General features: G+C 67.9%; 13 protein-coding genes and 3 tRNA genes. 13 read left to right on the top strand and 3 right to left on the bottom strand.

The window, feature by feature from the left end; all coding sequences use genetic code 11:
* The first annotated feature begins 9 nt into the window (after positions 1-9).
* The 6 genes from AAF430_15400 (at position 10) to AAF430_15375 (ending at position 6,841) form a co-directional block, all read left to right on the top strand.
* Positions 10-93 (top strand) — tRNA-Leu (locus tag AAF430_15400).
* Positions 94-243: 150 nt separating this feature from the next.
* Complete coding sequence (gene tig / locus AAF430_15395; GenBank protein MEM7411615.1) at positions 244-1,554, top strand: trigger factor; 1,311 nt, start codon at positions 244-246, stop codon at positions 1,552-1,554.
* A 608-nt stretch (positions 1,555-2,162) separates the two neighbouring features.
* Positions 2,163-2,810, top strand: a complete 648-nt coding sequence (gene clpP / locus AAF430_15390) for an ATP-dependent Clp endopeptidase proteolytic subunit ClpP (GenBank protein MEM7411614.1) — start codon at positions 2,163-2,165, stop codon at positions 2,808-2,810.
* Positions 2,807-4,054, top strand: a complete 1,248-nt coding sequence (gene clpX / locus AAF430_15385; protein ID MEM7411613.1) for an ATP-dependent Clp protease ATP-binding subunit ClpX — start codon at positions 2,807-2,809, stop codon at positions 4,052-4,054. Before clpP ends, clpX begins: the two co-directional genes overlap by 4 nt.
* 35 nt (positions 4,055-4,089) lie before the next feature.
* Positions 4,090-6,552, top strand: a complete 2,463-nt coding sequence (gene lon / locus AAF430_15380; protein ID MEM7411612.1) for an endopeptidase La — start codon at positions 4,090-4,092, stop codon at positions 6,550-6,552.
* 213 nt (positions 6,553-6,765) lie between these two features.
* A tRNA-Val gene (locus tag AAF430_15375) sits at positions 6,766-6,841 on the top strand.
* Between the two features lie 57 nt (positions 6,842-6,898).
* Here AAF430_15375 and AAF430_15370 read toward each other — a convergent pair.
* Positions 6,899-7,402, bottom strand: coding sequence for a hypothetical protein (locus AAF430_15370; protein MEM7411611.1), 504 nt, complete (start codon positions 7,400-7,402; stop codon positions 6,899-6,901).
* Positions 7,403-7,528: 126 nt separating this feature from the next.
* Positions 7,529-8,149, bottom strand: coding sequence for a TetR/AcrR family transcriptional regulator (locus AAF430_15365; protein ID MEM7411610.1), 621 nt, complete (start codon positions 8,147-8,149; stop codon positions 7,529-7,531).
* A 62-nt stretch (positions 8,150-8,211) separates the two neighbouring features.
* Between AAF430_15365 and AAF430_15360 the strand changes: the two genes are divergently transcribed.
* The 4 genes from AAF430_15360 (at position 8,212) to lnt (ending at position 12,844) form a co-directional block, all read left to right on the top strand.
* The gene (locus tag AAF430_15360) at positions 8,212-8,937 is read left to right on the top strand and encodes a hypothetical protein (protein MEM7411609.1); all 726 of its coding nucleotides are present in this window, start codon (positions 8,212-8,214) and stop codon (positions 8,935-8,937) included.
* Positions 8,938-9,157: 220 nt separating this feature from the next.
* The gene (locus AAF430_15355) at positions 9,158-10,471 is read left to right on the top strand and encodes a hypothetical protein (GenBank protein ID MEM7411608.1); all 1,314 of its coding nucleotides are present in this window, start codon (positions 9,158-9,160) and stop codon (positions 10,469-10,471) included.
* Between the two features lie 136 nt (positions 10,472-10,607).
* A complete protein-coding gene (locus AAF430_15350) occupies positions 10,608-11,345 on the top strand; it encodes an ankyrin repeat domain-containing protein (protein MEM7411607.1) in 738 nt (245 codons plus the stop codon).
* On the top strand, positions 11,318-12,844 hold the full coding sequence (gene lnt, locus AAF430_15345; protein ID MEM7411606.1) for an apolipoprotein N-acyltransferase: 1,527 nt from the start codon (positions 11,318-11,320) through the stop codon (positions 12,842-12,844). Before AAF430_15350 ends, lnt begins: the two co-directional genes overlap by 28 nt.
* Here the strand turns inward: lnt and AAF430_15340 are convergent.
* Positions 12,841-13,254 (bottom strand): phosphoribosyl-AMP cyclohydrolase, encoded by a 414-nt coding sequence (locus AAF430_15340; GenBank protein MEM7411605.1) that lies wholly within the window; start codon positions 13,252-13,254, stop codon positions 12,841-12,843. The two genes, lnt and AAF430_15340, sit on opposite strands and share 4 nt — an antisense overlap.
* A 97-nt stretch (positions 13,255-13,351) precedes the next feature.
* On the opposite strand from AAF430_15340, the gene AAF430_15335 reads away from it, so the two are divergent.
* The 3 genes from AAF430_15335 to AAF430_15325 form a co-directional block, all read left to right on the top strand.
* Entirely contained in the window at positions 13,352-14,005 is a 654-nt protein-coding gene (locus tag AAF430_15335) for an SCP2 sterol-binding domain-containing protein (protein ID MEM7411604.1), read from the top strand.
* Positions 14,006-14,172: 167 nt separating this feature from the next.
* Positions 14,173-14,249: transfer RNA gene (locus tag AAF430_15330), tRNA-Asp, on the top strand.
* 71 nt (positions 14,250-14,320) lie between these two features.
* The coding region (locus AAF430_15325; GenBank protein ID MEM7411603.1) for an alpha/beta hydrolase at positions 14,321-15,225 on the top strand (905 nt) is incomplete at its 3' end.

Raw genomic sequence — 15,225 nt, 5'->3', positions numbered from 1 at the left:
GCACTTCGCGCCGGGGTGGCGGAATCGGTAGACGCGGTGGCCTTAGAAGCCACCGTCCGAAAGGGCGTGCAGGTTCGAATCCTGTCCCCGGCACCGCAGCGGGGTCGGGCACGGGCGAGCCGCCGGTTCTGCCGCCGACCCACTCCCGCTCTGGCGCCACTGCCCCCGCGCACCGTCCCAGTCCCCCCGCGCACTCTCCCAGATCCACCCGAACGACCGCCCGCGCGGTTCGAGGCCGATTGCATGACCGCCCAAGCCAAGAAGATCGACGTCGTCGCCAGCGAAGAGAGCCCGACCCTCCAGCGACTCGAGGTGACCGTGCCCGAGCAGCGTGTGCGGAAGGCCTTCGATCGCGCCTACAAGGATCTCTCGAAGACCGCGCGCGTGAAGGGTTTCCGGCCCGGGAAGGTGCCGCGCAAGGTGCTCGAGCGGATGTACGAGGGCGCGCTCGGCGAGGACATCGAGCGGACGCTCGTCAACGAAACCCTCTCGGACGCCCTGACCGAGGCCGGCCTGGAGCCCGTGTCCACGCCCAGCGTGGACGCGAAGCCGCCGACGTCGGGGGCGCCGTTCACCTACGTGGCGCTCGTCGAGGTCCGACCGCCGATCGAACTCCCCGAGCTCGAGGGGCTGCCGGGGAAGCGGCCGGTCGTTCTCGTCGGCGACGACGAGGTCGAGAAGGAGCTGGAGCAGCTCCGCGAACGCAACGCCGCGATGGTCGAGGAGGCCGAGGGAACCGAGGCCGAGAACGGCCACTTCCTGACGGTCGACTTCGTCGGACGCATCGATGGCGAGGCCTTCGAAGGCGGCACGGGACGCGACGTCGAGCTCGAACTCGGTTCGGGCCGCTTCATCCCGGGCTTCGAAGAGCAGCTGGTGGGAGCCGTGAGCGGCGCCGACCGCGAGGTGAACGTGAAGTTCCCCGACGAGTACGGCGCGCCCGAGCTGGCGGGGAAGGACGCCCAGTTCCAGGTGCACGTGGCGGCGGTGAAGCGCAAGGAGCTGCCCGCTCTCGACGACGAGTTCGCCAAGGACCTGGGCGAGTTCGACACGCTCGGCGCGCTGCGGGACCAGATCCATCAGGACCTCACCGAGAGCCGGGATCAGCAGGCGAACCAGGCACTGCGTCGCTCGGTGGTCGAGTCGCTCGTGGAGCGCGCCAGCTTCGACGTGCCCCCGGGCGTCGTCGACGGTCAGCTCGACCGCCGGCTCCGCATGGCCGTGCAGCAGCTGCAGGGGGGCGTTCCCGACGAGGCCCTGCGCGCCCAGATCGACCGCTGGCGTGAAGAATGGCGCCCTTCGGCCGAGACCGAGGTGCGCGAGCGGTGGCTCCTCGACGCGGTCGCCGAGGATCAGGACCTCAGTGTGGACGACGCCGCCGTGGCCGAGCAAATCGAGCAGCTTGCGGCCTCACAGGGCGCCTCCCCTGAACAGATGGCCGAGCAGTTCGGCGCCGATTTCCTCGATGCCTCGGTGCGCGAGGATCTGCGCCGTGACCTGGCGCTTGATTTCCTGGCCGCCACGGCTAAAGTCGAAGAAGTCTCGGATACTTAGGAGATCGGCTGCCACTCGCGACCGCGTCGCGAAACGGCCCTTCCCCCGGTTTTCGAGCGGATCCCAGCTGGCGCGGGCCTCCTCCGGCCCAGCCAGCACCGTCATCGAGTCAGCGCGTCATCAGCCCCCTGGCGTCTCGGTGCGGTGGTGAAAGCAGAGCGACGAGCGAATCGAGCGAAGCATGGGGCCACGGGCGCGCGGCGTCCCGGAGCGGAGACGATCCCAGACCTGGGTCGCGGCTGCGGGCGCGTTGCGTGCGAAGCGCAGAAAACCCGGAGCGAGACCTCGGTTTCGGTCCGAGTTCGCGTGATTTCGGCAGCGAGTGAGGACGAAAACCCGGCTGGCGGGCAACTAAGGTAGAGAGCCGAGCGCTTCGCGAAGCAGGGCGCGCTTCCCTCCCGGGGGGGTGCGCAAGCCGGGTGGTCCGGTCTTCCTCGCGGGGTACCTTCGAGAGGCTAGAGGACCGATGCACGGGGGGGAGTGGCGCTCCTGGTGAGCGTGCCGCGACCCGCAATCCGGGGGCAGCCCCTGACCAAGCGCCGTGGCCTTCGAGCGCAGGCGCAGATCCAACCCAGCAAACGCAGCGTAGAAAGGGAGCGAAGACGAGCATGGCGTTGATTCCGATGGTGATCGAGCAGAGCGCGCGAGGTGAGCGTTCGTTCGACATCTACTCGCGCCTCCTGCGCGACCGGATCGTGTTTCTCGGACAGGCCATCGACGACGACATCTCGAACCTGGTCATCGCCCAGCTGCTGTTCCTGGAAGCCGACGACCCGGAGAAGGACATCTCGCTCTACATCAATTCCCCCGGCGGCTCGGTGACCGCCGGGTTGGCGATCTACGACACGATGAATTACGTGCGGCCCGCCGTCTCGACGATCTGCCTCGGTCAGGCGGCGTCGATGGCCGCGTGGCTGCTCGCCTCGGGTGCACCGGGGAAGCGCATGGCGCTGCCGAACTCGCGGGTGATGATCCATCAGCCGATGGGCGGCGTGCAGGGCCAGGCGACGGACATCGACATCCACGCGCGCGAGATCCTGAAGCTGCGCGAACGGATGAACGAGATCCTCGCTTCCCATACCGGCAAGCCGGTCGCGCAAATCGCCGCGGATACGGAGCGCGACTACTATATGTCGGGCGAGGAGTCTCTCGCCTACGGGTTGATCGACAAGGTCGTCAAGGAACGCGAGGTGACGGCCACGAACGGCAGCGGAGCAGCAGACGGCAACGGATCGGGCGGAGGCGCCAAGGAATGAAGAAGCGGGACGACGACGCCAACCTCTCGTGTTCTTTCTGCGGAAAGAGCCAACGCGAGGTCAAGAAGCTGATCGCCGGGCCCACGGTGTACATCTGCGACGAGTGCATCGAGCTCTGTAACGACATCATCGCCGAGGAATACGGCCAGGAAGAGGCGGCGCCGACGACGTCGCGCGTTCCGAAGCCTCGCGAGATCAAGGACTCACTCGACGAGTACGTGATCGGCCAGGACAGCGCGAAGAAGATCCTCGCTGTCGCGGTCCACAACCACTACCGGCGGATCGAGAGCCAGACTTTCGTCGGGGACGTAGAGCTGCAGAAGGCCAACATCCTCCTGCTCGGCCCGACGGGCTCGGGCAAGACGCTGTTGGCCCAGACCCTGGCGCGCATCCTCGATGTGCCTTTCACCATCGCCGACGCCACCACGCTCACCGAAGCGGGCTACGTCGGAGAGGACGTCGAGAACATCATCTTGAACCTGCTCCAGGCGGCGAACTACGACGTCGAGCGGGCTCAGCGCGGCATCATCTACATCGACGAGATCGACAAGATCGCGCGCAAGAGCGAGAACCCGTCGATTACGCGCGACGTGTCCGGTGAAGGCGTGCAGCAGGCGCTCCTGAAGATCATCGAGGGCACGATGGCGAGCGTGCCGCCGAAGGGCGGCCGCAAGCATCCGCAGCAGGAGTTCCTGCAGATCGACACCTCGAACATCCTGTTCATCTGTGGCGGCGCCTTCGTCGATCTCGAGACGATCATCGAGCGGCGCGTCGGCGTGAAGGGCATGGGCTTCGGGGCCGACATCCCGGGCCAGGTGAAGCGCACCCAGGGTGAATGGCTACGCCAGGTGCAGGCGGAAGACCTGCTCAAGTTCGGGCTGATTCCTGAGTTCGTGGGCCGGCTCCCCGTCGTGGCGACCCTCACAGAGCTCGAGGAAGCGGCGCTGGTCGACATCCTGACCCAGCCGAAGAACGCGCTGGTGAAGCAGTACCAGAAGCTCTTCGAGTTCGAGGAAGTGCGCTTGCGCTTCACCGACGGCGCGCTGCGCTCGGTGGCGCGCCAGGCCATTGCCCGGAAGTCGGGCGCGCGCGGTCTGCGTTCCATTCTCGAGAGCGTGATGCTGGACCTGATGTACGACATCCCCTCGCGCGACGACGTCGAAGAGTGCGTCATCAACGAGGAAGTAATCGAGCAGGGCACCAAACCCTTGCTAGTGCTGAAGCAGGAAGCCGAAGCCTCCTGAGCGCCCGATCCGGCCCCCCGGATGAAGAGAGGACCATGGGAATCTTTCGAGACGACGACGCGGACCAGCCCGTGGAGACGACGGGGGACGGACTCCCGATGCTCCCGCTGCGGGACATCGTGGTGTTCCCGCACATGGTGGTGCCGCTCTTCGTTGGTCGGCAGAAGTCGATCGAGGCGCTCGAACACGCCATGGAGGGTGACCGCGAGCTCCTGCTCTGCGCTCAGCGCGAGGCGGCTCAGGACGAGCCCAACGAGCGCGACATCTACGAGGTCGGCACGCTCAGCACCATCATCCAGCTGCTCCGGCTGCCCGACGGCACCGTGAAGGTGCTGGTCGAGGGGAAGTCGCGGGCGCGCATCCAGCGCTTCGTGACCGACGATCCCTTCTTCCGCTGTGAGTACGAGGCGCTCCCCGACGACGACAACGCGAGCGTCGAGGGCGAGGCGCTGGTGCGGACCGTTCACGCGACCTTCGAGAACTACATCAAGCTCAACAAGAAGGTCCCGCCGGAGACCCTGAATACGGTGACGGCCGTGAGCGATCCGGGTCGGCTGGCCGACACGATCGTCGCCCACCTGAACCTCAAGCTCGAAGAGCGGCAGGAGCTGCTCGAGACGCTGGCCCCGGCGAAGCGCCTCGAAGACGTCTTCGCGCGCATGCAGGCGGAGATCGAGGTGCTCGAGGTCGAGCGCAAGATCCGCGGGCGCGTGAAGAAGCAGATGGAGCGCTCGCAGAAGGAGTACTACCTCAACGAGCAGATGCGCGCGATCCAGAAGGAGCTGGGCGAGCGCGACGAGTTCAAGAACGAGGTGGAAGAGCTCGAGGAGCAGCTGCGCGCGAAGGAGATGCCCGACGAGGCCCGCGCGCGCGCCGAGAAGGAAATCAAGAAGCTCAAGATGATGTCGCCGATGAGCGCCGAGGCGACCGTCGTGCGCAACTACGTCGACTGGATCCTGGCCCTGCCGTGGCAGGAGTACAAGGACGAGCGCCACGACCTGCCCGACGCGAAGCGCGTCCTCGACGAGGACCACTTCGGTCTCGAGAAGCCGAAGGACCGCATCCTCGAGTACCTCGCGGTGCAGGCCCTGGTCGAGAAGATGAAGGGCCCGATCCTGTGTCTGGTGGGTCCGCCCGGCGTCGGGAAGACCTCGCTCGGCAAGTCGATCGCGCGTGCCACGGGCCGCGACTTCGTTCGGGTCTCCCTGGGCGGCGTGCGCGACGAGGCCGAGATTCGCGGCCATCGCCGCACCTACATCGGCGCGCTTCCCGGCAAGGTCCTCCAGAGCCTGAAGAAGGCGGGGTCAGGGAACCCCGTGTTCCTGCTCGACGAGGTCGACAAGATGTCGATGGACTTCCGGGGCGACCCGTCGGCGGCTCTCCTCGAGGTGCTCGACCCCGAGCAGAACCACACCTTCGCCGACCACTACCTGGACCTCGACTACGATCTCTCGCGGATCATGTTCGTGTGCACGGCGAACGTGCTCTCCCAGATTCCGCGGCCCCTCCAGGACCGCATGGAGATCATCCAGCTGCCCGGGTACATCGAGAGCGAGAAGCTCTCGATCGCCAACGACTACCTGGTGCCGAAGCAGCGCGAAGCGAACGGCCTCTCGGAAGAGCACATCGTGTTCACCGACGCGGCGGTGCTCGAGGTGATCCGGCACTACACGCGAGAGAGCGGCGTCCGCGGCCTCGAGCGCGAGCTCGCCTCGATCTGCCGCAAGGTGGCGCGTGACGTGGTCACCGCCGGCGACGATGCAAAGCAGACGAAGATCACCCCGGCGAAGGTGAAGAAGCTCCTGGGCGTAGCGAAGTACCGCTTCGGCCAGGCCGAGGACACCGACCGCGTCGGCCTCTGCACCGGCCTCGCGTATACCGAGGTCGGCGGTGAGCTGCTCCAGACCGAGGTCTCGGTCACGCCGGGGAAGGGCAAGCTGCAGGTGACCGGCCGACTCGGCGAGGTCATGCAGGAGTCGGCGAACGCCGCCATGTCCTATGTGCGTACCCGAGCGAAGCAGCTCGGCCTCACCCGCGACTTCTACTCGAAGGTCGACGTGCACATCCACGTGCCCGAGGGCGCGACGCCGAAGGACGGTCCGTCCGCGGGGATCACGATCGCCACCGCGATCGCCTCGGCACTGACCCGGGTGCCGGTCCGAGCCAACGTCGCCATGACTGGCGAGATCACGCTCCGCGGCCGCGTCTTCCCGATCGGCGGACTCAAGGAGAAGCTGATCGCGGCGCTCCGCGGGGGCATTCAGCGAGTGCTGATCCCGAAGGAGAACGAGAAGGACCTCGCCGACATCCCGGCGAGCATCAAGCGCGGTCTCGAGATCATCTCGGTCGAGCACATGGACGAAGTCCTCGCTGCGGCCCTCTCGATCAGCAACCCCGAGGCGCTGCTCCACGACGGCGATCACGAAGTGGACGAGATCCACGAGGTGGTCCTCGGCGACCGCAGCGTCGAGGTGCCCGCACCGGCCGGGGTGAACTAGGAGAACCGATCCGGGCCCTCGGCCTCACCGGCCGAGTTGACATCGAGAGACTCGATCGTCGAAGCGGTTCAGCGCGACGCCGCCCCGAGCGGGCGCTGGTGGAGGCGCCGGGCGGAACGGCAGGCCGGGATTGCGTGATTCCGTAGACGGTCCGCGCAAGCCCACCTCGCGGTGGGCGCGCCGTGAGCCGCAGGCGAGCGAAGTCGAACTTTGGGGCGCGTAGCTCAGCTGGGAGAGCACCTCGTTTACACCGAGGGGGTCGGCGGTTCGATCCCGTCCGCGCCTACCAACTTCTCTCGCGTTGACGCCCAGGCCAAACGGTTCTACGGGTGGGACGAAGCCGAAGCTAGGAGTTCGGGAGGTCGCGATCGAGGACGGTCCGGCGTCCCTCTCGTTGGGCGTTGCGGATCGCCTCGTCGACAGTGCGGCGCACGAGATCCGAGAGTGGCCCGAGGACGCGATCGGACGTGTTGTAGCCCGATTGGGCGCGCACGTAATCCTTCAGCCGGCTCGCGATGACCAGCACCTCGTCGCTCGCGGCCGGCTTCGCGGTTTCGGTCGTTGCAGGTCGGACGAGCCGGCGTTTTCCGCCGGTCTTCTTGGCGCCGCTGTCGTCCCGGGACGCTGCGACTTCCCCGGCGCTCGGGGCCTTTTGCTCCTCGGCCCAGGATTCGCGGTGTCGCGCGATCGGCAAGTGGGCATCCCAGCAGCTCACCTTGCAGAAGACGAGCCCCGTGCGCTTGCGGTTGCAGGTCGAGACGCTGCACGTCCAGTAGGTGGCGTCGAAGCCGATCGGCTGCTTGCAGGAACTACAGCGTCGCCAGTTCGCGTCGTCGGATGCTTCGCCCATCGCTGGTTCTCCGGCCCGGCCGCGGGTCCGGCGCGTCACCGGTTGCGCGGTTCGAGTTCCACTCGCTTCGGTCTCTCGCCTCGAAAACCGTAGAGACTTCCGGGAGGGTCGCCAGGCGTGCTGGGCCTAGCCGAGGTAGACCGAGAGGTAGCCCTTCACGAGCCGGCGGGCCTCTTCGCGCCAGATCTCGAACTCGGCCCGGGGCTCGGAGAGCATACGGTCCTGCAGCGCGTTACTCGCAGTGACGAGGGTGCGGCAGATCACGCGCACCTGGTCGCGCGGGATGCCGGCGCGCGCGAAACCGGGGTGCAGGGCGAGAAGCTCTTCGACGCGTCGGTTCGACGCCTCGGCGACCGCGTTGAACTCGGGCGTACTGCGCAGGGAACGCAAGAGCGAGCGGTAGTGTGGACTGTCGCGGTAGTGGTCGAAGGTGGCGTCGAGCATGCGGTCGACCGCATCGCGCCAGGGAACCTCGAGGCACGAGGACAGCACCTGTGCCAGCGCCGCATCGGCTTCGGCCATGATGATCTCGGCCACCGCCGCCAGCAGGGCGTTCTTGCCGTCGAAGTACTGATAGAGCGATCCGACCGGGACGCCGGCTCGCTCGGCGATCGCGTCGGCGCGGATCGCTTCGGGCGGCTGCAGCGCGAGTTCCTCGCGCGCGGCATCGAGGATGCGCTCCATGCGTTGCTGGGCACGCGCTTGGCGGGGCCGGCCTCGGGGCTCGCGGGCGAGGGCAGAGGGCATGTCGAAAGTGTAGCCGGGACGATCGGGGCCGCGGCGGGGCGTGTGTCGTGTATGGTGGCCGCGTGTCGGACCCGAAGGACGCAGCAGGTCGAGGCATCCCGTGGATCTGGGGCTTGGGCCTCCTCGGCGTGGTCGTTGGCCTGTTCGTCTTCTTCCGGAGCGATCCGCCCCGCCCTGGGCCGGAGCCCACAGCTGCGCGCGAGAGCGCCGCGCCGGCCCCCGATGTCGCCGCCGCCGAGGCGCGCACTCCTGAGGACCCGCTGCCGGTTCCCCCCGAAGATGCGCCGTCGGCCTGGTCGGACTGGTTTCCGGCGGACGATCCGGCCTGGGCCTGGGCTCGCGTGGACCTCGAGGATCTGCGTCAGGAACTCCCGGACAACGCGTTCTGGGAGCTCGCGGTTCCCACCGATGACGCGCGCGTCCTGGCGGAGCGGGAAGCGACGCGCGAGCGCTGGAACCGAGAACTCGGCAAGGTGATGTCGAACACCGCGAGCGAATCCGAAGTCCGCGCGTTCTATGGCGAACGCAACCGGATCTCGAGCGACTACGTTGCGTTCACCGATCTCGCCCTCGAGCGATACGGCGACGTGTTGCCACCGCGCGACAAGGGCCTGTTGGAGCTCGCGCGCACGCTGCATCTGGCGCGTCTGGAAGAGCTGCCGCGTCGCCTGTCCGAAGCGTTGGAACGGCGCGAACGACACGCCGCGTTACGCGACCAGTGGCTGGCGGACGAAGCCGCCTTCGCAGAGTCACGCACCCTGTCAAAACCAGAACTCGATTCAGATTGAGCGACTACGAGTCACCGAAATCGGTCGTCTGGCGTGATTTCGTGGAAGATGACTCTCAGTTTTCTGAATCACGTTCAGCTTTGGGTGATAGGGTGAGGCCGTTCGCGTGCGCCGGGGTTGGCCCGAGGTGGAACGCTCGAACCCCAGCCTGCGCGGACCCAACGAGGACCGCAACGGAACGAATCGCGCGATGTGCTTGCATCGCGCGGAGGGGGAGAGCATGCGAAGCATCGGTTTCCGATCGATCGTTTTGACGGCGTGGCTGTTGTGCCTGGGCGGTGCCGCTCAGGGCATCGGAATCGAGGACGTCGTCAATGGCGGCAACGACTATCCGTGGCAGCGGGTCGAGTTGCCGGGAACGTTCTGCAGTGACGGCTCGCAGTACAAGTTCTTCGTGTACGACAACCCGAACTCCGACGACCTCCTGCTGTACTTCGAGGGCGGCGGGGCCTGCTGGGACTACCCGTCCTGCAGCGGTGAGCTGGGTATCCTGGGCGCGGCCAACCCGAACGGGATCCCGGACGACTACATCACCCAGTTCGCGCCACGCTTCGTGTCGCCGATCGTGAACGGCGCCGATCCCGGACTGCCGTTCCGCTCGATCGATCCGATCGCGACCCAGGGATGGGACGTCGTGTTCATGCCGTACTGCACGGGTGACGTGCACGTGGGCAACAACGTCCAGACCTACGTGGATCCGTCGGGGCAGAACCCGCCGATCACCTTCCGCCACGTCGGTTTCAACAACACCCGGGCGGCGGTGAATCACCTGGCTGGCGTATTCCCGAACATCGACAAGCTGCTGGTATCCGGGTTCAGCGCGGGCGGCGTGGCCACGGCCGCGGCCTACTACGAGGCACGGACCACGCTCGATCCGAGCGAGGGGCTGATGCTGAACGACTCGGGGCCGCTCTTCCCCGCGCCGAACGCCAGCTTCAACTCGCGCCAGCTCCACGACACGATCGCCGTGGCGTGGGACCTGGACACGGTGTTCGCCGAGCTGCCGGCGACTTTCGACACGAACGATTTCGGCAGCGCGACGGACATGGTGGCCATCGAGTTCCCGAACGATCAGCTCGCCTACACGGGCTACTCGAGTGACTTCAACTTCTCGCGGTTCTCCTACGAGCGGTTCTTCCCGAACCAGACCCAGGCGACCATCCTGGCGAAGTGGCGCGAAGACCAGGACAACCTGATCGACGAGATGAACGATCACCCGAACTTCAGCTACCACATCCCGTGGCACCGGCCGATCAACGACAGCCACTGCTCGTCGATCATCACGTTCATCGGGAGCCACTCGTGCCCGACGATTCGCAAGAAGAAGTGGTGGGAGTTCTGGCAGTGGCCCTGGAGCCAGAGCTGGAAGTGCCCGGGCGGCGTCGCCCAGTACGGCTTCGACAAGTTCTTCGACGCCTGGGTGGACAACGGGTCCGTGATCCGGTGGGTCGAGCCCCAGAACAACTACAACAACGAAGACCCGGGCATGCAGATCGTGGCGCCGTTGATCAACGACGCCATCCTCGGCGAATAGTCGAGGCAACGCTTCCGTCAGAGCGTCTGCGGAGCGTCGGCTCGAGTGCCGGCGCTCCGCTTCGCTCGGGGCGCTCCGCCTTGCTCGCGGGTGCCCTCGGCTGGTCTTCGGAGGCGAAGTGGGCATAAGATCGGGAATGCGAAGGCCGAGCGCGAAGCGTTGGGTGGTGTGGGGCACGCTCCTGCTCCTGCCCGGAGCGGGGCAGGGGAGCGAGGAAGACCTGCACCCGAACGCTCCCGTGCCGGGCCCCGGCAACGTGAACCGCGTGATGGGGATCGGCGACGTGCGGGAACCCGAGCCCTTTACGCGCGAGCAGCGGCTCTTGCACGCGGTACGTACCGGCGATCGTCCGACTGTGGAGCGCGCCTTGGAGCTCGGGGTGAGCGTCCACACCCAGGACGAGCTCGAACGCTCGGCCTTCCTGCTCGCCGTGCGCGATGCCGAGTCGCTCGAACTCGCGCGGGTGCTCCAGGGCGCCGGCGCCCGGGTGGACGAGGCCGACGTCAGTGGGCGCACGCCGCTCTCCTACGCGGCGAGCCACGGCGATCTGGATCTCGTCACCTACCTCGTCGAAGCCGGCGCGGAGGTCGACGGTGTCGACGACCTCGGGCGCACGCCGCTCTACTACGCCGCGTTGTGGAACCACCCGGAGGTGATCCGCTTTCTCCACGGGCGCGGAGCGAACCTCGATGTGCGCGGGCGACACGACGAGACACCGCTGATCGGCGCCTGCATCAAGAACGCGGATGCTGCAGCCCGGGTGCTGCTCGAACTGGGCGCGGACCCCACTCTGGTCGACCGGAAGGGACGCTCCGCGCGCGACCGAGCGAGGCTCGGGACGCCCGCGTGTCAGACGGCGCACCCCGAGTCCTGACCGCCCTGCGGACCCCTCTCCGCATTGGGGTCGCACTCGCGGGGGGTGCCGGCTTCGCGGCCTCTCAGCCGGGCCTCGGGGCCTGGCCCCTGGCTCTCGTCTGCTGGGTTCCCCTGTGGTGGGCGCTCCGGCGCGCGCGCACGCGCGACGCGGTGGGCTTGGGTTTCGCCTTCGGCGCCGCGGCCTACGGCGTCGGGACGCCCTGGCTGGGGCAGCTCTTCGAAGTCTTCCTCGAAGGCAACCGCACGCTGGGGGCGACGCTGTGGATCGCGAACGGAGCGTGGTTCGCCGCTTCGTATGCGCTGGCCGCCGGGCTCTTCGCGGTGCTGCGTCAGAGAGGCGTCGCCTCGTGGGCGGCGGCACTGCCCTGGGTCGCGATCGAATGGTCCGTGCCCCAGTTCTTCGGGACCCAGGCGGGCAGTGCGCTGATCGGGTTTCCGCTGTGGGCCCAGAGCGCCGACCTGGGCGGGCCGCTGCTGCTCAGCGTGTGGGTGCTCGCGGCGAACGCCGCCATCGCGTCATTCTGGATTCCAGAACGCGGGTGGAGCCGGGCGCGCGGCGTGGCGGCGCTTGGCGCACTCCTGCTCCTGATGTCCGCCTACGGCGCTTGGAGGATGGGCGGGGTCGAGGCGTCCGGCGGCTCCGGTGAGCCGCTACGGGTGGGCATCGTTCAGGCGAATCTCGACGTGCGGGAGAAACGCGCGCGGCGGGCTCGGGCGCATCGCGCCCACGTCGAGCTGAGTCGCGCCGTCCTTGCGGTGGGACCGGTCGATCTCGTGGTTTGGCCCGAGACCGCCTACCCCCACGCCCTGCGGCGCCCGCTTCCTCTCGACGCTCAGATCCTGCGCGACGGTCTGGAGGTGCCGCTGCTCTTCGGTGGAACGTCGCTCTTCGAGGTCGACGGCCGACGGGTCACGGCGAACTCGGCCTTTCTCGTCCCGGCGGACGGCACGATCCGCGACGTCTACGACAAGCATCTGCTGATCCCGGTGGCGGAGCGCGCGCTCGCGGGCGGGGTGGTTCCGTGGCCCGAAGGCTGGTTTCCCCACGCCCAGCGCTTCCGGGCCGGGGATGCGCTCACGGCGCTTCGGCTCGGTGACCTGCGGTTCGCGGTCCCGCTCTGCTACGAGGCGATCCGCCCGGACTTCGTGCGCCGGCTCGTGAACGCCACCGACCCGCACCTGCTGGTGACCCTCGCAAACGATGCCTGGTTCGGTGATACCGCCGAGCCCCACTTCCACCTGGGGCTGGCGCGACTGCGCGCGATCGAACATCGGCGCTGGCTCGTACGCGCGACCAACAGTGGGATCAGCGCGATCGTCGACCCGGCAGGCCGTGTCATCCAAGAGACCGGCGTGCTCCGCGAGGCGCTCGTCGTGAGTGACGTGTGGCCCCGCGACGGGCAAACCGTCTACGCGCGATTCGGCGATGCGCCCGTGCTGGGGCTCGTCGCGGTCGGCATCGCCCTCGGGTGGGCTCGCCGCCAGCGCGCCGCCTAGAGAAACTCGATCGCGTCCTCGTTCATCACGCGCCGGTAGTAGCAGGTGGTGCGCGCCTGGCCCGCGGCGTTCTTCGTGTGGCAGGCGCCGCCGGTCCGTGGGATCACTCGGTAGAGGAGCGAGTTCTGCTCACAGTTGACCCGCACCTCCTCGAGATCGAGGACATCGCCCGAGGTGGCACCCTTGTGCCAGATCTCGTTGCGCGAGGTGCTCCACAGCACGGCCTCGCGCTTCTTGAGCGTCTCGGCGAGGGCCTCCCGGTTGGCGTAGGCGACATAGAGCACCTCCCCGGTCTCGGCGTGCTGCAGTACCACGGGCACGACGGGGTGGCTGCCCTGGCCGACTTTCGCGAGCTTCTCCCATTCGAGGGTGAGCTGGGTGCCTTCTTCCAGTGCGTTGTCGTCGGCCATCCGGGTCTCCTCTCGCTCCGGCGGGAGGATAATCCGCTTCGGCGGCGAGGGCGCCACTCTCGGTTAGACTCGCGCCCGCCAGGATTCCAACCGACGCATGCCCACCTTTCCGCCGAAACCCCTCGCTCCCGCCGAGTTCCTGGAGCAGTACCTGGCGCCGGCTTTCGCCGAGTTGCCTCCGCCTGCCGGCACCGAGGGGCTGAACGCCCTCCTGGGCCTGCGACTCGAAGGGGAGGGCGGTGGCGAATGGCGGCTCCGGCTCGACGCGGGCAAGGCGTCGGTCGACGCCGGGTCCCGGCTCGAGGCCGCTCACACGCTCATCCTGGCCGTCGGTGACTGGCGTGACGCGCTCTGGGAAGGCCGCGGCAGCCACGTGGGCAAGGCGATCTCGGTGCTCTTCGAGCCGGGCTCGGCCGATGCCGAGAAGCTCTCGGTGCTGGGTGCCGCGTCGGCCGGGAAGATGCTCGAGGCGCTTTCCGAGATCCGGGGCCGCGTGCGCGTGGCGATCGCCGATGGTCTCGGTGAGTGGCACGTCGACGTCCAGCTCGGGGCCGGCGACATCGAGGACGAGCCGACCGCCACGGTGCGCATGACCGACCTCGACCTCGATCAGATCGTCGCGGGGCAGCTTCACCCCATGGAGGCCTGGATGGATGGCCGGATCCGGGTGATCGGCGACATGACCCTGCTGCTCCAGATCCAGGCGGCCCAGATGCAGGTCTCGGGGGTCCAGGGCTTCCTGCCCGGGTAGCGGGGTCGCCCCTCGGCACCTGCCGGAGCGGCGGCCCGGCAGCGGGCTCAAGCCGCCAGAGGCCCGTACCGAAACCGGAATTCCACGGGGCCCCTGTCTTGAGGGGCCGTCTTTTGCTACTTCCGTGGGCCCGCGCTGGGATTCCGGCCCGGGGAACAGGATGGTCTGGGGCGGTAGTTCAATTGGTTAGAGCACCGGCCTGTCACGCCGGAAGTTGCGGGTTCGAGTCCCGTCCGCCCCGCCATTCGTGATCTCGCCAATTGGCCAAGTGGGCATCGTCCCAACCCCTGCCTGGCTTCTGTCAGAATGGCGACGATGCGAATCGCGTCGGTACTGGTCATCGTTCTCGCGGCTGTACTCGTTCTCGGCCACGTGTCCGGGAACCAGCCCGAGCGCGATGCGGTCGAGGCGGCGCGCGCGGAGCTCGGGATCGAGCTCGAGAGACAGCAGGTCGACGTCGGAGACGTCAGCCTCCACGTCGTGTTCGCCGGACCCGCTGAAGGACCTCCCGTCGTCCTGCTGCACGGCTTCCCGGAGTTCTGGTACGCCTGGCGCGGGCCGATGGCCGTCCTCGCGAAGGCGGGCTTTCGCGTCATCGTCCCGGACCAACGGGGCTACAACCGCTCGGACAAGCCCGCGGATGCCGAGGCCTATCGGCTCGATCGTCGCGTCGGCGACGTGATCGGCTTGATCGATGCGCTCGGCCTGGAGAGTGTTCATCTGGCGGCGCAGGACGTGGGCGGCGGCGTGGGCTGGCGCGTAGTGCTCGAGCATCCGGATCGCGTACGCAGCTATGCCGTCGTCTCGGTGCCACACCCGCTCGCCTACAGCCGCTTCGAGGGCGAGGTCGACGAGGTCTCGTGGCACCGGACCTTCATGCGGATCCCATGGCTCCCGGCCTACTCGGCTCGCGTCGCCAACTGGTGGCTGCTGACGAGCAATCTGCGCGCGACGTCCGCGCCGGGCACCTTCTCGGAGACGGAGTTCGATCTGCTGCGTTCCGCGTGGGACGGCGCGGCGCACTCGATGACGGCCCCACCGCGCGCCAGCGCATGGCCCTACGAAGGCTCGGGCCGCATCACCCTGCCAGTTCTCATCGTGCTTCCCCCCGACGATGTCTACTTCATGGAGGAGGTGACGCGGCTGAGCTTGGGCTTCCTCGACGCTGGCGAACTGCTCGAGCTCGATTCGGGAACCCACTGGGTCGCCCAGGAGCAGCC

The sequence above is a fragment of the Myxococcota bacterium genome, assembly GCA_039030075.1.
GTDB lineage: Bacteria > Myxococcota_A > UBA9160 > UBA9160 > SMWR01 > JAHEJV01.
Note: the sequence above shows the minus strand (reverse complement) of the source record. Positions and strands in the feature narration are given on the sequence as shown.